The following is a 20,508-nucleotide window of genomic DNA, read 5'->3' as shown; positions in this document are numbered from 1 at the left end:
GGGGCCTTTTCGCGTTCAGGCTGAAGGAAACGCCCAGGCTAGAATTCGGACCAGTCGGTCGCAATCGCTGCGTTTCCCGCACTGGCATGACGAGGCTGCGTCGCCGGGAGGTCTTCGCGCTCGTCGTGCTCCCATCGGGCCTCGTCATCGCCCATGGCATGTCCATTGATCTTAAAGCGCGCAACGATGCCGTCCAGTGTCGTCACTTGCGTCTCGGTCTGCTCGATCGTTGCGTTGGTTTCTTCCACGAGCGCGGCGTTGTGCTGGGTCATCTCGTCGAGAAGACGCACGGCAGAGGACACTTCCGAGATCGCCGAAGCCTGCTCGCGGCTTGCATTGGAAATGCCGCCCATAATCTCGGCATTCTCGGTCACCGCCTCGCGGATTTCCCGCAGTGTTTCGGTGGCCTGTGCCACAAGGCGGGACCCGCCCCCCACTTCGCTGGCGCTCTGCTCGATCAGCACCTTGACCTCCGAGGAGGCCTGAGCAGCCGATTGCGCGAGCCGCCGCACTTCGACGGCCACCACGGCAAAGCCCTTGCCCGCCTCGCCGGCCCGCGCCGCTTCCACCGAAGCGTTCAAAGCCAGAAGATTGGTCTGGAAGGCAATATCGTCGATCATCTTGATGATGTCGGACACCTTGGCCGAAGATGTCGTGATGCGCTCCATGGCCTGATTGGCCTCGCCCATCACCGTGCCGCCCTTTTGGGCCAGCTCCGATGCCGCGCGCGTCTTGTCCAGCGCGTCCTGGGCCTTTTGCGCGTTTCCGGTCACCGCGACGGCAAGCTGTTCCATGGAGGCCGAGGTTTCCTCGATGGTCGCCGCCTGCCGCGTCGTACGTTCCGACAGATCGTTGGCGCCCGAAAGAATTTCGCCTGTCGCTGTCTTGAGCGCTCGCGATGTGTCTTTGAGCCGCCCCACGATGTCGGCAAACGTATCGGCCATTGCGTTGGTATCGTCCTTGAGCTGCGCAAACGCGCCCTCATAGGTTCCGCTCACCCGCAGAGAAAGATCGGCATCGGCCATTGCCGCGAGCACCTGCCCGGTCTCCGAAAGCCCCCGGTCCACGGTTTCCATCACCATGTTGACGCTCTGCGCGAAGCTCTCGAGCTCGGCGTCGTCGTAACGCACATCGATACGCCCGGAAAAGTCGCCGGCCACGGCGGCCGAAACAACGCTCTTGATGCGGGCCTGCAGATCGGCGCGCAGCCGGTGCTCTTCGGCGTCCCGTGCCGCCATCTGCGCCTTCTCGCTGTCCATGTCGCGCATGGCCCGGCCATTGTCGCGAAACACCGTGAGCGCCTCGACCATCTGGCCCACTTCGTGGCGCTGATGCTGATCGAGGTCCAGATCGAGATCGCCATCGGCCAATTGGCGCATGCGCCCGGCAATCTGCTTGATGGTGCCCGACAGGCCCCGGCCGATCATCACCGCCAGAAGGCTGCCGGCGATAAGCGCCGCAAGGCCAGCCAGAAGAACGCCGTTGAGCGTGGTGGCGGCGATGGCTGCACCCGAGGGCCCGAGCGCATCCTGGCGCGCCTGAACCGATGCCAGCATGGCGCCGAAAGCCTCTTGCATCTGCGGCCCGAGCACGTCGAGCTGCTCGCTCATCACCGCGTTTCGGGCATAGATCGCATCGGCGACGCTGCCCGCATGCGCCATATAGGCATCGACCCCCTCCATCATGCGATTGGCCGTCGCCTTCTGAGAGTTGGAAATCACCGCATCGTGCAGCTTTTGCAAATTCTCCTTGGCAACGCTCGCATTCTCGGCCGCTGCCTCGAGCCGCGCAGGGTCGGCCGTCAGCAGGAACTGTTCGACCTCGAACTGGGTGAGAATTGTCGCCTGAACGCCAAAACCGGCCGAGCCCGTGGCGTTGAAATTGCCGCTCACCGCACGCAGCGCCGCGCTCGAATCGGCACGCAACTGATCGCCCACGGCGCGCAGCTGGGCAATTCCGGCGTCGATCTGCGATTGCGTTTCGGTCATTTCGACAAAGGCGGCCTCATAGGCCTGCGCGGACCTGGCAAATTCGGCTATCGCCGTTTCGGTCTCGGCGTCGCCCTCAAACAGGGCCATCACCTGCGGATCATGGGTTTGCAGATTTGCAATCCGGTCGGCCAGTGTCTGCGCCTTTTCCGCCGAGGTTTCCAGCCGATAGTCGAGATCGGCCAGCCGAGCCGCCGAAAGCTGTTCGACAAAGCCGGAAATGGCCAGCGTCTGCCGCGCGGCTGTGCGGTAATCTGTAAAGGTCTGCGATACCGCGCTGACGCCAAAATAGGAAAACACCACGATCGCGGCCAAAAGCGCGATCATGGCGCCGAACGGCGCATAGATGCGCTGCGCCACGCTAAGTCTGGACAGCATGATACCGGCCCCCTTGCCCCTTCTGGGAAATTGCGTAGGACCAGTAAGGGCGCGCAGGGTTAATGAAGGATCAATTTTTGGCCCAAACAGGCGCTTTTGTGGGCCGATTTTTCCCGGTGCCCAAATTTTGGGCTATCGGCCTTTCGCCGGGGCCGGCTCGCTGCGGTTTGCATACACTTGCCGCTTCCCCCCAAACGACAAAAGGCGGCCTTGCGGCCACCTTTGCATGTGCGTGCGGCAGATCGGGCAATGGGCTCAGCGCGGCGCGAGCACCATGACCATCTGTCGGCCTTCGGCCCGGGGGTTGGATTCGACCTTGGTGATCTCCTCGAACTGATCCTTGACCTTGTGCAGCAGTTCCAGACCGATGTTCTGGTGCGCCATTTCACGGCCGCGGAACCGCATGGTCACCTTGACCTTGTCGCCCTCGCCGATGAACTTTTCCAGCGCACGCATTTTCACGTCATAGTCATGCGTGTCGATGTTGGGCCGGAGTTTGATCTCCTTGACCTCAATCACCTTCTGCTTCTTGCGGGCCTCGGCGGCCTTCTTCTGGGCGGCGTATTTGAACTTGCCCAGATCGAGGATCTTGCACACCGGCGGTGCCGAATTGGGTGAGATCTCGACCAAGTCCATCCCCGCTTCCATGGCCATGGCAATGGCTTCGCTGGTCCGCACGACACCGACATTGGTGCCTTCTGCGTTGATAAGCTGGATTTCGGGGACGTTGATTTCATTGTTGGAGCGCGGCCCATCCTTTTGGGGCTGCACGGGTCTCATCGGACGACGAATGGCTGAATTTCCTTTCAGTGGTTTCCCATAGCTGCGCACGCCTGCTCATGGCTGGCGCAACCCGTCTAAAATCTTGGTAAACTGGCCCAAAGTCAACAGGCAAAGCAGACCTCGTGCCATACCGCCATGCCGCTCGCTCGCCAATCGCCTGTGAAGCGGTCTTGCGATCTGACGGCCCAGCGGCTACATCCCCGATATGGTGTTCGAGCCGGAAAATGCAATGCGCGACAGATCTGCCACCCTGACCGTGGGTCACGGCGACGATGCGCGCGAAATCGCCACCCTGCGCCGCCCCGGCGGCACGCCCGGCCTGTTCTGGCTGGGTGGGTTCAAGTCCGACATGATCGGCTCCAAGGCCGAGGCGCTCGCCGACTTCGGCGCGCAAAAGGGGCTGGCGGTCACCCGGTTCGATTATTCCGGCCATGGGCAATCGGGTGGCACTTTTCTCCACGGCACGATTTCGCGCTGGCTCGAAGAGGCGCTGGCTGTATTTGACACAACAGAGGGTCCCCAGATCGTTGTCGGCTCGTCAATGGGCGGCTGGCTGGCCCTTCTGGTCAATCGCGCCCTGCGCCAGCGCGGCGTGGATCGGGTCAAGGCCATGGTGCTTATCGCTCCGGCCACCGACATGACCCGCGATCTGATGCGCGAAACCTTCACCGATGCCGAACTGCTCGACCTGTGGGAAAAGGGCAGGGTGGAACAACCGTCCGACTACTCGGACGAACCCTATGTCCTCACCCGCGCGCTGATCGAGGACGGAGAAAACCATATCCTGTTCGGCGCTCCCATCCGCACGCACTGTCCCGTGGCCATCCTGCAGGGCGGCAATGATACCGACGTGCCCCCGGCTCACGCGCTGAAACTGGTCAGCCACCTCGTCTCCGATCCGGTCACCTTTACCCTCATCCCCGATGGCGATCATCGCCTCTCGCGTGACAGCGATCTCGACCTGCTGCGCCAGACCATCGAGCGGTTGCTCTAATCGTTCAGCCGGTCTTCAAGGATCGTCCCCAGCGCCGCGGCTTCCTTTGCCACTTCACGTGCGAAATCGCGCACCATGTCGCGCTCGAAAGCCGATTTCGACAGCGCCACGATGGCGATGTCGCGATGCAGTGGCATGAAATCGCGCGGCGTGATCTCGACCAGCTCGCCCCGCTCGATCTCGCGGCGCACCGTTGAGCGCACGAAAAACCCCAACCCCTCTCCGGCCAGCGCCAGCCGCCTTGCCGGCCCCGTGGGAATTTCCACGCTCGTCTGGGCTCGCCGCACCAACGCGGTTGCGCCTTCGGGATCCACCTGCCACCAGCGCAGCGAAATCACCCTTGGAACCAACGCCAGCACATCGGCCAGGCTCGGGTTGGGCTCAAGCTGCGCCGCCAGGTGCGGTGCCAGCACCAGCGGCACCGGTTCGCGCATCACCACAATCGGATAGATCTCGGGCACAAGCGGGTCGAGATTGGGCCAGGCGATGATCCCCAGCTCCGCCACCCGGTCGTGCAGCATGGCAGTGACGTGATTGTGGTGCCCCTCGCGCACGATCACATCGACCTCCCGGTGTCTCTCCTGAAAACGCAAAAGACTTTCCGAGATCAGCGGCGTCACCATGGACCGCAACGAAGCGACGGTGATCCGTCCACGCTCGACCCGCCGCAGAGCCTCGCGGCCTTCCTGGACCGAGTTGAGAATGCGCCGCGCATAGGGCAGGAAGGTCATGCCCTGATCGGTCAGAGTCACCTTGCGCCCGCGCGTAAAAAGCTGCACACCGAGGAAGTCTTCGAGCACCCGTACACGCATCGAAACCGTGGCCTGGGTCACGTTGAGCCGAGCCGCCGCCTTGGTGAAGCTTAAGTCGCGCGCGATCCGGTCGAACGTGCGGAGTTGATCTATATCCATAAGGAAATTCTATTGGTAGAATTGATACTTCTATATCATTTCATTTTACCATCAGTTATTCCGATTTGAACAGGTGCAATTGCCCCAAATGAATATCCGCCCCGCCACTGACAGCGATCTGCCCCAGATCCTCGACATCCACAACGATGCCATCCGCAGGCTCGACGCCATCTGGAGCGAAACCGAGGAGACCCTGGCCGATCGCAAGGCATGGCTGGATGAGCGCAACGCAAACGGCTTTGCCGTTCTGGTCGCCGAAGAGGACGGCCGCGTTCTCGGCCACGGCAGCTACGGCACCTATCGCTCGCGCTCGGGCTATAGAAAGACCGTCGAGCATTCGATCTATCTGCGCGACGAGGCGCAGGGCAGGGGGGTGGGCTCGGCGCTGATGGCTGCCCTGATTGACGACGCGAAAGCCAAGGGCTTTCATCTTATGGTCGGGGTCATCGACTCAAAGAACGAAAATTCGATCCGTTTTCACGTCCGGCATGGCTTTGAGATGCTCGGCATCCTGCCCCAATCGGGTTTCAAGCATGGCCGTTGGCTCGATCAGGTCAATATGTACCTGATCCTCAACGACGATCCCGCCCCGCCGCGTGGCTACTGAACGTGTGAAAGAATGTTGATGAGCTTGCCGAACGGATCGCGCACGTAAAAGCGTCGCACGCCCCAGGGCTCGTCTGCCGGGCCGTATTCGATGTTAATGCCCATGGCCCGCGCTTTTTCCAGCACGGAATCGACATCGTCGACCTCGATGGATATGTCGGGCACCGGCGTGCCCGACCCGCCCTCTGACATGATGCTCATCTGAACCGACATCTGCCCGTCGGTGCCATAGGTGCGGATCCAGCCCATGTCCATCATGGTGTCCAGTCCGAGCAGGTCTGCATAAAACCGCGCTGCCGTCTCGGGCGAGCCCTCGATATTGGCAACGATCCGTTTGACCGCCATGGGTTACCCCTTTCGGTTTCGGGTCCGATCCGCCTCGCGCCGCGCCTTGTTGGCCAGCCGCCGCTGTTCTGCGGCCTTTCTCACGTCTTCGCCGATATGAGCCTCGCCACGCGCCGCGGCCAACTCGATCTGCCTTTGCCGCTCGGCTGCGGCCTGGCGCCTGGCTGCGTTCTCTTCGCCTGCGCAATGGTGGCACTGCACGCCTTCGATGAACTCTTCGCGGTCCCGGTCGGCTGGCGTCAGGGGCTGACGGCAGGCCCGGCACAATTGCGCATCGCCGATTTCCAGTCCATGGCGCACCGAAACGCGCTCATCGAAAACGAAACACTCCCCATCCCAAAGGCTTTTGTCTTCGGGCACTTGTTCGAGATAATTGAGGATGCCGCCCTTGAGGTGGAACACCTCCTCGAACCCCTGCGCCAGCATGTAGGACGAGGCCTTTTCGCACCGTATTCCGCCAGTGCAGAACATGGCGACTTTCTTGTGCTTTTTGGGGTCCAGCGTTTTGGAAACGTAATCCTTGAACTCGGTAAAACTCGCTGTATGCGGGTCTTTCGCGTTCCGGAACGTTCCCAGCGCCACCTCGTAATCATTGCGCGTATCGATGACCACCACATCGTCCTGGTCGATCAGATCGTTCCAGTCCCGGGGGTCGACATAGGTGCCAACCTGCCGGCCCGGATTGGCCTCCGGGGCTCGCAGCGTCACGATCTCGGGCTTCAGCCGCACTTTCATGCGATAGAACGGCTGGCTTTCGGCAAACGAATATTTGATCTCGGCTCCCCGGAACCGCCCGCCGAAGATGTTGCCGTCATTGAGCCATCCCACCAGCGCATCGATCGCCTCGGGCGCCCCCGCCACCGTCCCGTTGATCCCCTCGGGCGCCACGAGCAACGTCCCCTTGATCCCCCGCGCACAACAAAACTCCGCCAGCGGTGTCTTGAGGGATTCAAAGTCCGGCTGATCGACGAATTTATAGATCGCGAGGATTTTGATGGCGTGGCTCAATGCAGCGCTCCTTGGTCCTTCAGCGCGGTTGCCCCGCGCTCGAGGGCAAGCACATACCCGGTCATGAGCACCATCAGCGTCATTTGCGGCAGCAATCCGATGATGGCATTGGTCAGTCCCAGAACGCCATTGCCCACCGAAACCATCAACGCAAGCGTCACAAGCGTCCGGTTCTGCCGAGCCAGCGGGTTTAAAAGCGCGAAAAGCGGAGCGCCGACCAGCCCCACATAACCGATCGCACCTAATATCCCGCCAACGGCCACAAGGTTGGAAATATCGGAATGCAAATTGTCGTAGCGCGCGATGGGCGGATAAAGCGTGCCGGCAATTTCCATGAAATTTTCGAATCCATGACCCCATAAGGGCGAGGTCGTGAACATGTGCGCTGCCGCCTGATACATCATCAGCCTGTTGCTGTCCGATCGCATCGTGGTTTCGGAAAAAATGCCGCTGAACAACAGCAGCGCCCGCTCCCCCTCGCCCGACACTATGATCGCGGCCAGCCCCGCCAGCGGAAATACCAGAAGCGCCTGGAGAAGCCGCCGATCACTCCAGACGGCCCCGATCGCGATGAAAAACATTATCCCATCGGCCAGCAACGGCCCCCGTGATCCCGAAAGCAGCGCCGTGGCAAACGCCGCGGCCGGGCCGAGCAGAAAGACATAGCGCAGGCGGTCTTTATGCCCCACCGCGCCGATCAGGCTGACCATCCCCAGCATGCCCGCAAGGCTCGCATAATGGATCGGGTTGTTCTCGCCCCCGGCCCGGCGAAGGTCCAATGCAAAGATATCGACAAGGCCAACCACAAGCGCCGCCAGCGCGCCCAGCAGGCAAAATGTCGCGAACTGGCGCGGCGTTACGCTCACCAGCCCCGCACCTGTCAGGGGCACGGCGATGAAAGGAAGGACCATCGCAAGGGTCGTCCAATTCCCGGCACTTCCGCCATTGAGCAGGATGGAAAGCACGATGGCGCCAAATGCAGCAAAAACAGCCAACATCACGGGGGAGGCAAGATGCGATCTTCTCACCGTCGCCGCCATCGCCAGCATTATGCCCAGGGTCACGTAAACCGCCGTATAGGCGGCAATCCCCGGAAAGACCAACCCGGAAACCAAAAGCGTCGCGCGTATCGCTTCGAACATCTGCCCGCTCAGGCCCCGTTGATTTGCGCGGCGAAAGCCGACATGGCGGCGGCAAGCCTATCGTCGATCCTGACCTGCCCGGGTGTTTTCCCGTTTCCTGTCCGCTCTTCCTTCCAATTGGTGTTGATGCCTTTGAAGTGGAAGAACATAGCAGTGTCATCAAGCTGGCGGGCCGTTATGGGGGCGCCGTGGATGCGGTGGAGATAGGGGTGGACCGATAGGGGTTTCACCCAGTCGCGGCGCGGATCCAGAACCCATTTGGGTGGCGATAGCCGATGGCGGAAATTGGCCAGCCTGTGCCGGAAGGCGTGATGGCGAGCCTCCATATCGGGGGCCCGCGCCGCTTCGATCCACCGCCCGCGCATGCGCACAACGCCCACAGCGCTTTGGCCGGCCCGCTGGTAAACCGATTGGCCCTCCGCCCAGGTCAGCTCGTCAATGTCGCAATCGAGCAAGCCTTCCGCGTCCATCCCGAACCGGCGCAGCGCCAGGTTGGTCATCGATATCTGCAAGAAGCGCGGATAGAACTTGGTGACCAGGACCGAGGTGTCGATCGGCCCGAACTTGTGCGGCACGTCGATGACGATCACCCTCTTGAGCCCGTCAACGCCGGCCAGGGTGGCTTCCAGTTGATCGATCGTATAATCGGTCGAACCGTTGTCGAACAGGATCACCGTATCGGTGCCATGCAGCGCCGCATGCCAATGCGCCCAATCGGCGATCCATTCGAGCCGGTTGTTCTTGTTGATCGTGAACAGGATTCGCGCGCCCGAAAGGGCAGTCGAGAAATTGGGCTGGATGGCCAGATCGAAAGTCTCGCCGAACGCCTCGACCCGCACCTCCTGTGCATCGGCAGGCACATCGGCAAGCCGGGTCAGCATGGTCGAGCGCGAGGGGAACAATTCGGCCTTGAGCGTCGTCCCCGACGGAAGCGCACTGTAGCGCGCCGCCGCAAGCCCGGACCGAAGATTGAGTGGTGTCGGGCCGACCAGCAGAACGTCCTTGCCGTTCACGGCCCGGAACGCGTCGTAATAAAGCGCCTTGTCCTCGAATGCCGTCCAGAAACCGGCCGGACGGGGACGCCATGGCGATCGCGGCCGACGCCGTGCGGGGTTGTCCGCAGACAGCGCCGCAAAGCTCAACTCGGTTCGCAGAACCTGCGCTCCAGCCCGGCGGAGGGCAGCCTCACCCACGCAACACGCCCCCTGTCGCTTTTTCTACAGCCGCCACGATCTTTCCCGACACCGCCTCGATCTCCTCATCGGTCAGCGTTTTGTCCCTTGGTTGCAGGGTAACTTCGATAGCCACCGATTTGTTGCCTTCGCCCACATGAGCACCGGAAAAAACGTCAAAGATCGTCACCTCGGTGACGAGCGCCTTTTCGGCACCCCGGGCCGCGCGCAAGATATTTGCGGCTTCGACATCTGTACCCACAACAAAGGCAAAATCGCGCCGCACCGGCTGCAGCGTGGACAGTGCCAGCGCCGGCTTGGCCCGTGTCGCCTTCTTGCGCGGTTCGGGCAGCGCGTCGAGATCGATCTCGAACGCGGCAACCGGGCCGCCAAGGTCAAATTTTGCCGCCATTGCCGGATGCAGCTCCCCAAACCAGCCAAGGATCAGTTTGGGCCCGAGCTGGATGCGTCCGCCGCGCCCCGGATGGCTCCAGGGTGCCGGTTCGGAAACCACCTGCACCTTGTCGATATCGACACCCAGAGCATCGAGCGCCGCGCCGAGGTCTGCCTTGGCGTCGTAAACCCCGACCTTTTCGGCCTTGCCCTGCCAGTGCCGTCCGGCCCCGCCGATCCCGCACGTGCCCGTCCGGATGCCGGTTGCGTGCGTGCGCTGGCCCTCGGGCGTATCGGAGAAAAACACCTGCCCCACTTCAAACAGCGCAACATCGTCCAGCCCGCGATTTCCGTTGCGCGCCGCGCCCATGAGCAGGCCTGGCAACAGCGATGGCCGCATGTCGGTCATGTCCGAAGCAATGGCATTGGCCAGCCGCAATTCGGGCTTGCCGCCACCGAAGGCTTGGGCAAGGTCGGTGGAGATGAACGACCAGGTCATGGCCTCGTCCATGCCGCGCGCCGCCAGCGTCCGTCGCACGATGCGGCGCCGGTTCTGGATCGGGGTCAGCATTTTCGGCGCCACGCCGGAAAGCCGCGGCAAGGGTTCGACCGGCACGCGGTCAACGCCCACAATGCGCATCACCTCTTCGACGAGGTCCGCCTTGATCGTCACGTCCGGGCGCCACGAGGGCACCGTCACATGCCGAACGGGCCCGTCGCCCTCCATCACAAAGCCCAGCCGCCCCAGAATGTCTTCCACCCGGTCGGGGGAAACGTCGAGCCCGGTGAGGCGCGCGGTTTCGGAAAGCGGGAACTCCACAACGGTATCGGGAAAAACATCCTCGCCGGAAATGGCCGGCTCCATGGGCTCACCGCCGCACAGCTCCAGCACAAGGCGTGTGGCAAGCTCCAGTCCCGGTTCGGTCAGGGCCGGATCGACCGAGCGCTCCAGGCGATAGCGGGCATCGGAGATGATACCGGTCTTGCGGCCCGACTGGGCTATCAGCTCGGGGTCCCAGCTCGCGCACTCCATGAACACATCGACAGTCTCTTCGGTAACGCCCGACCGGGTGCCGCCAATGATCCCGCCAAGGCAGAGCGGGCCCTTGTCGTCGGCAATGACCGTCATGGTTTCGTCGAGCGTATAGATCTTGTTGTCGAGTGCCTCGAACGCCTCGCCGCGTGCGTTGCGCAGCACCATCTGTCCCTCGATCTTGGCCGCGTCATAGGCATGCAGCGGACGCCCCCAGCCCAGAGAGACCAGATTGGTGATGTCCACCACGGCGTTGATCGGGCGCAGCCCGACGGCGCGCAGGCGCTGCGCCAGCCAATCGGGGGAGGGGCCGTTCTTGATGCCGGCAATGTAGCGGCCGGCAAACTTGCGGATGGCTTTGGGCTCGCTCTCGGCAAATTCGTGCGGCAGCGGCGCAATGGGGCTGGCGCCTTTGGAGGCCACCGGCGACATGTCGGTTGCCTTGAGCGTGCCAAGTCCCGCCGCGGCCAGGTCGCGCGCAATGCCGTAAACCCCGGTGGCGTCACCCCGGTTCGGTGTCAGCCCGATATCGATCACCACCTCATCTATCCCCGCATAATCGGGGTAGGGCACGCCGATCGGCGCGTCCTCGGGCAACTCGATGATCCCGTCATGATCGTCGGACAGCTCGAGCTCGGCATTCGAGCACAGCATGCCGTTCGACACCTGCCCGCGGATATTGCCCTTGCCGATGGTGATGTCCTTGCCGGGGATATAGGTGCCCGCAAAGGCAAAGACAGATTTCAGCCCCGTGCGCGCATTGGGGGCGCCGCACACCACATCGATCAATTCCCCGGTGCCCGCATCCACCTTGCACACCCTCAGCTTGTCGGCATTGGGGTGCTGCTCGGCGGAAACCACATGCGCGGTCACGAAGCTTTTGAGCGCCGCGCCGCTATCGCTCACGTCCTCGACCTCGAGCCCGATCATGGTCAGCGTGTCGATGATTTCGGCATTGGACGCAGTGGTCTCGAGGTGATCCTTGAGCCAGGAAATCGTGAATTTCATCTTGCTACTCTGTGTTTTTAAGCGCCCAGCGACAGGTCAAGCTATCAAGCTTGAGATACGAACACCGCTGCGAAGAACTGGAAAAGGAGGACAAGCGCATAATAGGCGCCAAGAAGCATCGTCCCAAAGACCAAAAATGTTGCAATCCGGCCATACCTGCGGAGTACCCAAAACGGAACCTCTTTGCCACTACCCTCCGAGCATCTAACTGCTATGATCTCAGCGGTAGGGGCGTTTACGTGAATTGTGTCAATAATAATTAGCTCTTTTGGCGCGATCGACGGTATCATTAAAAAGAAATGACCGTCCTTGCCCTGCGCCGTCTCGTACTGAAGTGGCGGATAAGTCGAAATGTCTGTTGGGGCGTTGCGGAAGGAGATCTGGACATTTGTCGCAGCCTTTCCGCCAATATTTTGGAAGTACAGCTTCTCGCAATAAATATTAGCTCTATTGTCTTCCGGGAGAGCCAGTGAGTGAAAGCTATTGTTTGCTCGCCCATACTTTAGTTTTGGCGCGGCGGTAAAATAACGGCTTAGAATCCATGCCAAAGCCACTGCGAATAGCGGCGCGATATGGGTCCAATTCTCGGCAATCCAATTGGTCACGCTTTCGATCATGGACCGCTCAGCCCCCCGAACAGCGTCGGCAGGTCGAGCGGCCGGAAGCCGTAATGGTCGAGCCAGCGCTTGTCGGCGTCAAAGAAGGCGCGCAGATCGGCCATGCCGTATTTGAGCATGGCGAGCCGGTCGATCCCCATGCCCCAGGCAAAGCCCTGATAGACATCGGGGTCCAGCCCCCCGGCTTCGATCACATTGGGATGCACCATGCCGCAGCCCAGGATTTCCAGCCAGTCATTGCCCTGTCCGATCTTGACTTCATTGCCCGAGCGGTCGCATTGCACGTCCACTTCCATGCTCGGCTCGGTAAAGGGAAAAAAGCTCGGGCGGAACCGGGTCGTAACGCTCTCGACTTCGAAAAACGCCTTGAGGAATTCTTCGAGCACCCAGCGCAATTGCCCGATATGGCTCTGCTTGTCGATCACCAGCCCCTCGACCTGATGGAACATCGGCGTGTGGGTCTGGTCTGAGTCGTTGCGATAGGTGCGGCCGGGAATGATGATGCGGATCGGCGGTTCGCTCTGTTCCATGGTGCGCACCTGCACCGGGGAGGTATGGGTGCGCAACAGCTTGCGGTTGCCCTCGGCATCGGGCTCGAAAAAGAACGTGTCGTGCATTTCGCGCGCCGGATGGCCCTCGGGGAAATTGAGCGCCGTGAAATTGTAATAATCGGTCTCGACGTCCGGCCCTTCGGCAATCGCAAACCCCATGTCCGAAAAGATCGCCGTGATCTCGTCGATCACCTGGCTCACCGGATGGACACGTCCTGTGGCGGTGGGGGCCGGGCGCAGCGGCAGGGTCACATCGAGCTTTTCGCTGGCCAGGCGCTTTTCGAGCGCGGCTGCAGCCAGCGCCTCGCGTCGGGTTTCGATGGCGGCGCCGATCTCGGCCTTGAGCCCGTTGATCGCGGGGCCTTTTTCCTTGCGTTCCTCCGGGGTCATTTTTCCCAGCGTGGCAAGCAGCGCCGAAATCGACCCCTTCTTGCCCAATGCCGAAACCCGCACCGTCTCGAGCGCGGCTTCATCCTGCGCATTTCCAATGGCGGCGTGGATCGATTGGCTGAGGTCGGCGATCTCGTCGGACATGATGTTCTCTAACATGGGAAACTCTTTTTGCGGGCGAAGCGGTAGCAAACGAAAAAGCCCCGCGCCACCCCAAAAGGGGCAGCGCAAGGCTTTCAAATTCGGCCTCAGCAGGCTGGAGCGTTGTCAGAAAAAGTGGGAACCGGTTTTTTCGGTTCGACAACGCGATCCATAAAGGCTGGTGGAGTCGCAGGTGCCTTTTTAGGCGGAAATGCGCTCGTGCGTGGTCGCTTCGACGTCGCCCAGATAGACGAGGGCTTCCTTGGCCTTGGCAACCAGCGCTTCGAAAGCTGCCGGTTCGCGCACTGCCAGATCGGCCAGAACCTTGCGGTCCACAGCAACCTCAGCCTTGCTGAGGCCGTCGATAAATCGACCATAGGTCAACCCATGGCTGCGCACGGCGGCGTTGATGCGCTGGATCCACAGGGCGCGGAAATTGCGCTTCTTCTGCTTGCGGTCGCGATAGGCGTACTGGCCGGCCTTCTCGACGGCCTGTACGGCAGAGCGGTAATTGGTGGAACGGCGACCGTAATAGCCTTTGGCGGCCTTGATCACCTTCTTGTGGCGGGCGTGGGCGGTAACGCCTCTTTTTACGCGGGACATATCTTAATTCCTCAAATCTGACGTGAGCGCTGTGGCAGGCAGCCGCTTACCGGTCGTACGGCATGTACTTCTTGACAATCTTGGTATCGGGGTCGGACATGACCGAGGTACCGCGATTGGAGCGGATGTACTTTGCGTTGTGGCTGATAAGGCGGTGGCGCTTGCCGGCGGGGCCAGCCATGACCTTACCGGTGGCAGTCACCTTGAAGCGCTTCTTGGCGCCAGACTTGGTCTTCATCTTGGGCATTTTGCGGGTCCTTTTTGGTCTTCTTGGATGTCCGGTCTCCCGAACGTCCGCTTTCATGAGCTGCCACGGCATGCCTTTTGGCCGGACGGCTCGTTCAATAGAAATCTGCGGCTGGCCCAAAGGACCAACCGGAGACGGCGCGTTATAGGGAGAATGGCCGCCAAGCGCAAGACCCATCTGCGACAGGCCCCGCGCCATTTTAACCTCTTCCAAACCGCCCCGGTTTGGGTAAAGTCTCGCCCATGATCGAAATCACCCGCCGCCGATTCCTCACCCTTTCCGCATCCGGCGGCGCCGCGTTCGTTTTGGCGGCCTGTTCCTCGGGCACTGTCATCATGACCACCGAGCGCGCCACCCCGGTGTCCTCGGTCTCGATTGCCGAAGCGACCCGGAAACTCAACGCCATGCGCGCCGAGCGCAACCTGCCGCTTTTGAGCCACAACGCGACCCTGCAAAGGGCCGCCGAAGAGCAGGCGCGCCTGATGGCCGAAAATTCGGTCGTCGCCCACACAGCCGCTCCCGAGCAGACCTTGCACACCCGCCTGCGCCGCATGGGGTTTGGCGGTGGGGCTGGCGAAAACCTGGCCGGAGGCCCGCCCAATCTCGATACGGCAATCGTGGGCTGGCTCAAATCGCCCTCGCACAACAAGACAATGGTCAACCCCGATTACGTCCAGTTCGGCATCGCCATCGAGCGCGGCCCGGCCACGACCTATAACACCTACGGCACCTATTGGGCCCTGCTCATGGGCGTCCGCTCCCCCGCCGGCCGTCCCTGATCGCCACGGCGCTTGCCCCTTCGGCATAATCGCGCGAAAGTCCGCCCAACCAGAATCGTAAAGGCGCGCCAGTCCGCGCCCCGGGGAGCCCTAAATGCATCTCGTCCTCGTCGACGGCTCGTCCTTCATCTTCCGCGCATATCACGCGCTGCCGCCTTTGACGCGCAAGTCCGACGGCCTGCCGGTCGGCGCCGTCTCGGGCTTTTGCAACATGCTCTATAAGCTCACCGAGGATTTAAAGGGCGAAAACGAGCCCACCCATTTCGCGGTAATCTTCGATTATTCCGGCAAGAGCTTCCGCAACGATCTTTACGATCAGTATAAGGCCCACCGCCCCGAGGCCCCTGAAGACCTGATCCCCCAGTTCCCCCTCACCCGCGCCGCCACCCGCGCCTTCTGCCTGCCCTCGATCGAACAGGAAGGCTTCGAGGCCGACGACATCATCGCCACCTATGCCTGCCAGTTCCGCGACGCCGGCGGCAAGGTCACCATCGTCTCTTCCGACAAGGATCTGATGCAGCTTGTCGGCCCCAATGTCTGCATGCTCGATACCATCGCCCGCCCCGGCCAGCCGCCCCTGCGCTGGATCGGCCCCGATGAGGTGGTCAAGAAATTCGGCGTCACCCCCGACAAGGTGGTCGACGTTCAGGCCCTGTGCGGCGATCCGGTCGATAACGTCCCCGGCATCCCCGGCATCGGCATCAAGACCGCGGCGCTGCTCATCAATGAATATGGCGATCTCGAAACCCTTCTCGCCCGCGCTTCGGAAATCAAGCAGCAAAAGCGCCGCGAATCGATCATCGAACATGCCGAACTGGCCCGCATCTCGCGCAAGCTGGTCGAGCTCGATTGCAACACCCCCGTCGAACTCCCCTTCGACGCCCTGGCCCGCGAACCGCTTCAAGCCAAAACGCTGATCCCCTTCCTCAAAGCCATGGAGTTCACCTCCATCACCCGCCGCATCGCCGCGCTGCTCGAGGTCGACCCCGACGATTTCGAGCCCGATGCCGAACTGGCGGTCAAGGGCGCCTCGATCCCCGGCGCCGTCGATGTCTCCGATGGCCCGGCCCCCGCCACCGGCGCCGGCGGCCCCGATGCCCACGCCGAAAAGGTGCTGGAGGCCATCCGCGCCATCCCCTGCAATCTCGACGATTACGAGATCGTCCGCGACGAGACAGCGCTGGCCAACTGGATCGCCGATATCATCGCGACGGGCCATGTCGCCGTCGATACCGAAACAACCGGGCTCGACAACCAGGCCGCCGATCTGGTCGGCATTTGCCTCTCCACCCGCCCCGGCAAGGCGTGCTATATCCCGCTCGGCCACACCACCGGCAATGACGACATGTTCGGCGGCGGCCGCGCCGAGGGCCAGATGGATATGCGCCTCGCCCTCGACATGCTGCGCCCGGTGCTGGAAGACCCGGCAATCCTCAAGATCGGCCAGAACGTCAAATACGACATGGGCATTTTTGCCCGCTATGCCATCACCATGGCCCCCATCGACGATACGCTCCTGATGAGCTACGCCCTCGATGGCGCCCGCAACAACGGCATGGACGCGCTCGCCCTGCGCTGGCTCGATCACACCTGCCTCAAATTCACCGACCTCGCCGGCACCGGCAAGAACCAGCTCACTTTCGACAAGCTCGAAATCGAGCCCGCCGCGAAATACGCCGCCGAAGACGCCGATATCACCCTGCGCCTCTGGCATATCCTCAAACCCCGCCTGGTCGCCCAGGGCGTCACCACGGTTTACGAGACGCTGGATCGCCCATTGACCCCGGTCCTCGCCCGCATGGAAGCGCGCGGCGTTTCGGTCGATCGCCAGATTCTTTCGCGCCTCTCGGGCGATTTCGCCCAGCGCGCCGCGGCACTTGAAGAAACCGCCCACGCGCTGGCCGGCGAAAAGTTCAATCTCGGCTCTCCCAAGCAATTGGGCGATATCCTGTTCGGCAAGATGGGGCTCGAAGGCGGCACAAAAACCAAGACCGGCGCCTGGGCCACCGGCGCCTCGGTGCTCGACGATCTCGCCGCGCAAGGGGTGCCGCTGGCCCAGACCATTCTCGATTGGCGCGGCGTCACCAAGCTGCGCTCGACCTACACCGACGCGCTGCCCACCTATATCAATGCGCGCACCAACCGCGTTCACACCTCATACAATCAGGCCTCGGTCGCCACCGGGCGCCTCTCGTCCAACGAACCGAACCTGCAAAACATCCCCATTCGCACCGAGGATGGCCGCAAGATCCGCACCGCCTTCGTCGCCGCGCCGGGCAATCTTTTGATTTCCGCCGATTACTCCCAGATCGAGCTGCGCGTTCTCGCCCACATCGCCGATATCGATGCGCTAAAGGATGCCTTCGAGGAAGGTCTGGACATTCACGCCATGACGGCGTCCGAAATGTTCAATGTCCCCATCAAGGACATGGATCCCATGGTCCGCCGCCGCGCCAAGGCCATCAATTTCGGCATCATCTACGGCATTTCCGCCTTTGGCCTCGCCAACCAGCTCGGCATTTCGCGTGGCGAGGCGGGGGAGTACATAAAGACCTATTTCGCCCGCTTCCCCGGCATTCAGGATTACATGGCCGAACAGCGCCGCATCGTGAAGGCCCAGGGCTACGTCTCGACCATTTTCGGCCGCAAGATCCCGTTCGAAAACGTCAACACCAAGAACCCGTCGGAACGCGCCTTCATCGAACGCGCCTCCATCAACGCCCCCATCCAGGGCTCGGCGGCCGATATCATCCGCCGCGCCATGATCCGCATGGAACGCATCCTTACGCAAGAGAACGTGCCCGCCGATATGCTCTTGCAGGTCCACGACGAACTGATTTTCGAGGCCCCCGCCGACAAGGCCGAACAGGCGATTCCGATTATCAAGCGGGTGATGGAGGGGGCAGCGGAGCCGGCGTTGCGGTTGTCAGTGCCGTTGCAGGTGGATGCGAAGGCTGCGGAGAACTGGGAAGCGGCGCATTAGGGGAGTGCGGTGAGCGGCATAAGGAGAAATCAGCCATGCCCTTGCAGAAGCGGTAGAAAGTACAAGCACTGTCACGGCGCATTCAGCCTTGATACGCTCCCGAGCGATCTTGCGGGCGACGCGTCGCGTGCGTTTCAGCGCCAAGATGCAAGGAATGCAGTTCGGCAAATTCAACAGGGGTACGGAAAACCCATAGTATCCACTATCGCCGGAGACCATCGCATCGTAGCTGTTGGCAAGCGAGTGTTCTATCGTGAGGCACGGCGTTGGTTATATTTCACGGATTTCTTACTCTATTTTTTAAAGGAAACCTTGGGCCGGGACTGGGGAGCCAAGAAACAGAAATCGGGGGATACACATCCCTTATTCGCTTGGCTAACCAGAATGGAAGCCGAGCGAAGAGCGCAAATTGGCGCCAATCAAACAATCATCGTTCACAATGACGCCGGCTACATATCATCGATATTTCGTCTCGCTTACGGCCTATACCTTCTCGAGCACAATGATCGACCTTCCGCGCATTTAGTAAAACGATTGCGAGCGGTGGAGACATTTTGGTCAGCTACCTACGAAACGTATGTATTTGCCGCATTTGCGTTGGCCGGCTTTTCCATGAGCTGGGCCGAGACAAGCTCGTCGGTTCAAAGCACACCCGAGTTCTTGGCAACTGGTTCTTCTGGAAAGCAATACGCCGTAGAGGCAAAACGCAAGTCAGGATGGCGGACCAGTCCTGATCCTCGCTCGGAGGCATTTGTTGGCGAACTCCGCCAGTGGCTAAGAGACCAGCTCCATCGGTGCTTAAAAAACAGCTAGATAACGCGGTGTTTTGGTTTGAGCTGTCTATCGCGGCATCCTTGGACCAAGCTACCTGGAAACATATTGGCAAGCTGGCGTCCGAAATCCTCGATGAGGCGCAAGATCTCCGAATCGCCGGCGAGGCACCCCCTCCCGCGTATGTTTTTATCACAAACCACGGGCACTTGGCTGACGATAACTCAGTGGGAGCGGATCAAGTCGCCTTTCTGCTGGGCTTCAAGATTCCGAGTCTAAGGTATGGAGTGGAGGTTGAATTAGAAGCGGCGATGCAGGCCAGAGATGATCATCGTGAGATTGGACGGGTATTGGATTGCATTAGGGAGGTAGAGAAGATTGAGCTACCCCCCAATCGCTGGACAGATTTCGGCGTAAATTAAGCTACTCGTTGCACCTGCTGGTCGGGTTGGTTTTGCTCAATGCGCTGCCAATAGATCACGGCAGGCGGTTTACCGCCAAGGGCGGAATGAGGGCGTCGATGATTGTAGAATTCCATCCAGTCGCGGACGCCAGCACGAGCCTGTGATCCAGTTTCCCAAGCGTGCAGATAGACGCATTCGTATTTGAGGGTGCGCCAGAGCCGCTCGACAAAGATATTGTCGAGGAACCGCCCCTTGCCATCCATGGAGATGCGCACTCCCATTCGTCGCAACCGATCGGTCCAGGCAAAGGACGTGAACTGGCTGCCTTGATCGGTGTTCATGACCTCGGGTGGGCCGAACTTGTGGACCGCCTCGTTCAATGCTTCGATGCAGAAGTCTGCCTCCAGCGTGTTCGAGATGCGCCAGGCCAAGACTTTGCGGGTGTGCCAGTCCATGATGGCCACCAGGTAGAGAAAGCCCCGGCGCATCGGAAGATACGTGATGTCCGCAGCCCAGGCCTGGTTCGGACGTTCCACCCTCAATCCCTTTAGAAGATACGGCCAAACCTTGTGTCCCTTGGCCGGTCTCGAGGTATTGGGCTTCTGGTAGATTGGCATCAGCCCCATGAGCCGCATCAGCCGCCGCACGCGCTTCTCGTTCACCAGGTGCCCTTCATTGCGCAGGTGCCAGGTCATCTGCCGGACTCCGAAGAAGGGTGTCTCCAGGAATTGCTCATCGATCCTGCGCATTAGCGCGAGGTTGATCTCGGTCTCGCCTTTCGGCGTGTAGTAGAACGAGGAACGCGAGAGCGACAGCAGCGTGCACTGCTTGCCAATCGAGAGAACGGGGTGATCAGGTTCTATCATCCCCCGTCTCACTTCCCGCCCCAGGGCTTGAGCTTTCGTGACAAAAAATCGTTGGCGACGGCCAGCTCTCCGATCTTGGCGTGCAGATCCTTGACCTGTTCATCGTCAATCTCTGGCTTTTTGCGCCCGCCACGCTCGAACACACCCGATGCCCCTTCGAGTAACGCCCGCTTCCATTGGTGGATCATCGTGGGGTGGATACCGAACCGGCTCGCCAATTCCGATACCGTCTCTTCGCCCTTCAATGCTTCCAGGGCGACCTTCGCCTTGAACTCGGGCGAATGCTGCTTTCGTTTCGACATCTCTGATCTCCATCGTCGAAGACCAGCAGACAACAATTCGTAGCTTACGTCAGCGTCCCATTTTCGGGGAGTAGCTCAGATTCCAACAACGTT

General features: G+C 61.1%; 19 protein-coding genes. 6 read left to right on the top strand and 13 right to left on the bottom strand.

The annotated features are described in order from the left end of the window. Nucleotides 1–38: 38 nt before the first annotated feature. The gene (locus OF122_RS18700; protein WP_264225681.1) at nucleotides 39–2,366 is read right to left on the bottom strand and encodes a methyl-accepting chemotaxis protein; all 2,328 of its coding nucleotides are present in this window, start codon (nucleotides 2,364–2,366) and stop codon (nucleotides 39–41) included. A gap of 255 nt (nucleotides 2,367–2,621) precedes the next feature. Further along, complete coding sequence (infC, locus tag OF122_RS18695) at nucleotides 2,622–3,158, bottom strand: translation initiation factor IF-3 (RefSeq protein ID WP_264227709.1); 537 nt, start codon at nucleotides 3,156–3,158, stop codon at nucleotides 2,622–2,624. A gap of 220 nt (nucleotides 3,159–3,378) precedes the next feature. On the opposite strand from infC, the gene OF122_RS18690 reads away from it, so the two are divergent. Then, on the top strand, nucleotides 3,379–4,143 hold the full coding sequence (locus OF122_RS18690; protein WP_264225680.1) for an alpha/beta hydrolase: 765 nt from the start codon (nucleotides 3,379–3,381) through the stop codon (nucleotides 4,141–4,143). Here OF122_RS18690 and OF122_RS18685 read toward each other — a convergent pair. Next, nucleotides 4,140–5,054, bottom strand: a complete 915-nt coding sequence (locus OF122_RS18685; protein WP_264225679.1) for a LysR family transcriptional regulator — start codon at nucleotides 5,052–5,054, stop codon at nucleotides 4,140–4,142. The genes OF122_RS18690 and OF122_RS18685 overlap by 4 nt on opposite strands. Nucleotides 5,055–5,142: 88 nt before the next feature. Here OF122_RS18685 and OF122_RS18680 point away from each other — a divergent pair, with 88 nt between their 5' ends. Continuing rightward, complete coding sequence (locus tag OF122_RS18680; RefSeq protein WP_264225678.1) at nucleotides 5,143–5,661, top strand: GNAT family N-acetyltransferase; 519 nt, start codon at nucleotides 5,143–5,145, stop codon at nucleotides 5,659–5,661. Here OF122_RS18680 and OF122_RS18675 read toward each other — a convergent pair. The 9 genes from OF122_RS18675 to rpmI form a co-directional block, all read right to left on the bottom strand. Further along, nucleotides 5,655–6,005: a VOC family protein gene (locus OF122_RS18675; protein ID WP_264225677.1), complete on the bottom strand. Its 351-nt coding sequence runs from the start codon at nucleotides 6,003–6,005 to the stop codon at nucleotides 5,655–5,657. The genes OF122_RS18680 and OF122_RS18675 overlap by 7 nt on opposite strands. 3 nt (nucleotides 6,006–6,008) lie before the next feature. Beyond that, nucleotides 6,009–7,013: an oxygen-dependent tRNA uridine(34) hydroxylase TrhO gene (gene trhO, locus OF122_RS18670; protein ID WP_264225676.1), complete on the bottom strand. Its 1,005-nt coding sequence runs from the start codon at nucleotides 7,011–7,013 to the stop codon at nucleotides 6,009–6,011. Then, nucleotides 7,010–8,155: an O-antigen ligase family protein gene (locus tag OF122_RS18665; RefSeq protein ID WP_264225675.1), complete on the bottom strand. Its 1,146-nt coding sequence runs from the start codon at nucleotides 8,153–8,155 to the stop codon at nucleotides 7,010–7,012. Before OF122_RS18665 ends, trhO begins: the two co-directional genes overlap by 4 nt. Nucleotides 8,156–8,163: 8 nt before the next feature. After that, nucleotides 8,164–9,348: a hypothetical protein gene (locus OF122_RS18660; RefSeq protein WP_264225674.1), complete on the bottom strand. Its 1,185-nt coding sequence runs from the start codon at nucleotides 9,346–9,348 to the stop codon at nucleotides 8,164–8,166. Continuing rightward, on the bottom strand, nucleotides 9,341–11,761 hold the full coding sequence (pheT, locus tag OF122_RS18655) for a phenylalanine--tRNA ligase subunit beta (protein WP_264225673.1): 2,421 nt from the start codon (nucleotides 11,759–11,761) through the stop codon (nucleotides 9,341–9,343). The genes OF122_RS18660 and pheT overlap by 8 nt, the downstream gene beginning before the upstream one ends. A 44-nt stretch (nucleotides 11,762–11,805) precedes the next feature. Beyond that, complete coding sequence (locus OF122_RS18650) at nucleotides 11,806–12,378, bottom strand: hypothetical protein (protein WP_264225672.1); 573 nt, start codon at nucleotides 12,376–12,378, stop codon at nucleotides 11,806–11,808. Then, nucleotides 12,375–13,463, bottom strand: a complete 1,089-nt coding sequence (gene pheS / locus OF122_RS18645) for a phenylalanine--tRNA ligase subunit alpha (protein WP_264225671.1) — start codon at nucleotides 13,461–13,463, stop codon at nucleotides 12,375–12,377. The genes OF122_RS18650 and pheS overlap by 4 nt, the downstream gene beginning before the upstream one ends. Nucleotides 13,464–13,661: 198 nt before the next feature. Then, complete coding sequence (gene rplT / locus OF122_RS18640) at nucleotides 13,662–14,063, bottom strand: 50S ribosomal protein L20 (RefSeq protein WP_264225670.1); 402 nt, start codon at nucleotides 14,061–14,063, stop codon at nucleotides 13,662–13,664. 46 nt (nucleotides 14,064–14,109) lie between these two features. Next, the gene (gene rpmI / locus OF122_RS18635; RefSeq protein ID WP_264225669.1) at nucleotides 14,110–14,310 is read right to left on the bottom strand and encodes a 50S ribosomal protein L35; all 201 of its coding nucleotides are present in this window, start codon (nucleotides 14,308–14,310) and stop codon (nucleotides 14,110–14,112) included. 242 nt (nucleotides 14,311–14,552) lie between these two features. On the opposite strand from rpmI, the gene OF122_RS18630 reads away from it, so the two are divergent. The 4 genes from OF122_RS18630 (at nucleotide 14,553) to OF122_RS18620 (ending at nucleotide 19,265) form a co-directional block, all read left to right on the top strand. Further along, on the top strand, nucleotides 14,553–15,089 hold the full coding sequence (locus OF122_RS18630; protein WP_264225668.1) for a CAP domain-containing protein: 537 nt from the start codon (nucleotides 14,553–14,555) through the stop codon (nucleotides 15,087–15,089). A gap of 94 nt (nucleotides 15,090–15,183) precedes the next feature. Beyond that, nucleotides 15,184–18,072: a DNA polymerase I gene (gene polA / locus OF122_RS18625; protein ID WP_264225667.1), complete on the top strand. Its 2,889-nt coding sequence runs from the start codon at nucleotides 15,184–15,186 to the stop codon at nucleotides 18,070–18,072. A 9-nt stretch (nucleotides 18,073–18,081) separates the two neighbouring features. Then, nucleotides 18,082–18,885 (top strand): SEC-C domain-containing protein, encoded by an 804-nt coding sequence (locus tag OF122_RS19785; protein WP_408636268.1) that lies wholly within the window; start codon nucleotides 18,082–18,084, stop codon nucleotides 18,883–18,885. Next, the gene (locus OF122_RS18620; RefSeq protein ID WP_264225666.1) at nucleotides 18,867–19,265 is read left to right on the top strand and encodes a hypothetical protein; all 399 of its coding nucleotides are present in this window, start codon (nucleotides 18,867–18,869) and stop codon (nucleotides 19,263–19,265) included. The genes OF122_RS19785 and OF122_RS18620 overlap by 19 nt, the downstream gene beginning before the upstream one ends. Here the strand turns inward: OF122_RS18620 and OF122_RS18615 are convergent. Continuing rightward, nucleotides 19,262–20,415, bottom strand: a protein-coding gene (locus OF122_RS18615) for an IS3 family transposase (protein ID WP_408636244.1) whose coding sequence is annotated in 2 segments (ribosomal slippage) — nucleotides 19,262–20,139 and nucleotides 20,139–20,415 — 1,155 coding nt in all. Because the reading frame shifts where the segments join, the coding sequence is not laid out codon by codon here. The genes OF122_RS18620 and OF122_RS18615 overlap by 4 nt on opposite strands. Nucleotides 20,416–20,508: the final 93 nt, after the last annotated feature.

The organism is Pelagibacterium flavum, assembly GCF_025854335.1.
Classification (GTDB): Bacteria; Pseudomonadota; Alphaproteobacteria; order Rhizobiales; family Devosiaceae; genus Pelagibacterium; species Pelagibacterium flavum.
Note: the sequence above shows the minus strand (reverse complement) of the source record. Positions and strands in the feature narration are given on the sequence as shown.

Bases quoted from the DNA above. Each gene is read 5' to 3' on its own strand.
- pheT (WP_264225673.1), bottom strand. From the start codon at position 11,761: ATGAAATTCACGATTTCCTGGCTCAAGGATCACCTCGAGACCACTGCG.
- rplT (WP_264225670.1), bottom strand. From the start codon at position 14,063: ATGTCCCGCGTAAAAAGAGGCGTTACCGCCCACGCCCGCCACAAGAAG.
- OF122_RS18630 (WP_264225668.1), top strand. From the start codon at position 14,553: ATGATCGAAATCACCCGCCGCCGATTCCTCACCCTTTCCGCATCCGGC.
- rpmI (WP_264225669.1), bottom strand. From the start codon at position 14,310: ATGCCCAAGATGAAGACCAAGTCTGGCGCCAAGAAGCGCTTCAAGGTG.
- OF122_RS18665 (WP_264225675.1), bottom strand. From the start codon at position 8,155: ATGTTCGAAGCGATACGCGCGACGCTTTTGGTTTCCGGGTTGGTCTTT.
- polA (WP_264225667.1), top strand. From the start codon at position 15,184: ATGCATCTCGTCCTCGTCGACGGCTCGTCCTTCATCTTCCGCGCATAT.
- OF122_RS18690 (WP_264225680.1), top strand. From the start codon at position 3,379: ATGCGCGACAGATCTGCCACCCTGACCGTGGGTCACGGCGACGATGCG.
- OF122_RS18685 (WP_264225679.1), bottom strand. From the start codon at position 5,054: ATGGATATAGATCAACTCCGCACGTTCGACCGGATCGCGCGCGACTTA.
- pheS (WP_264225671.1), bottom strand. From the start codon at position 13,463: ATGTCCGACGAGATCGCCGACCTCAGCCAATCGATCCACGCCGCCATT.
- OF122_RS18700 (WP_264225681.1), bottom strand. From the start codon at position 2,366: ATGCTGTCCAGACTTAGCGTGGCGCAGCGCATCTATGCGCCGTTCGGC.
- OF122_RS18675 (WP_264225677.1), bottom strand. From the start codon at position 6,005: ATGGCGGTCAAACGGATCGTTGCCAATATCGAGGGCTCGCCCGAGACG.
- OF122_RS18650 (WP_264225672.1), bottom strand. From the start codon at position 12,378: ATGATCGAAAGCGTGACCAATTGGATTGCCGAGAATTGGACCCATATC.
- OF122_RS18680 (WP_264225678.1), top strand. From the start codon at position 5,143: ATGAATATCCGCCCCGCCACTGACAGCGATCTGCCCCAGATCCTCGAC.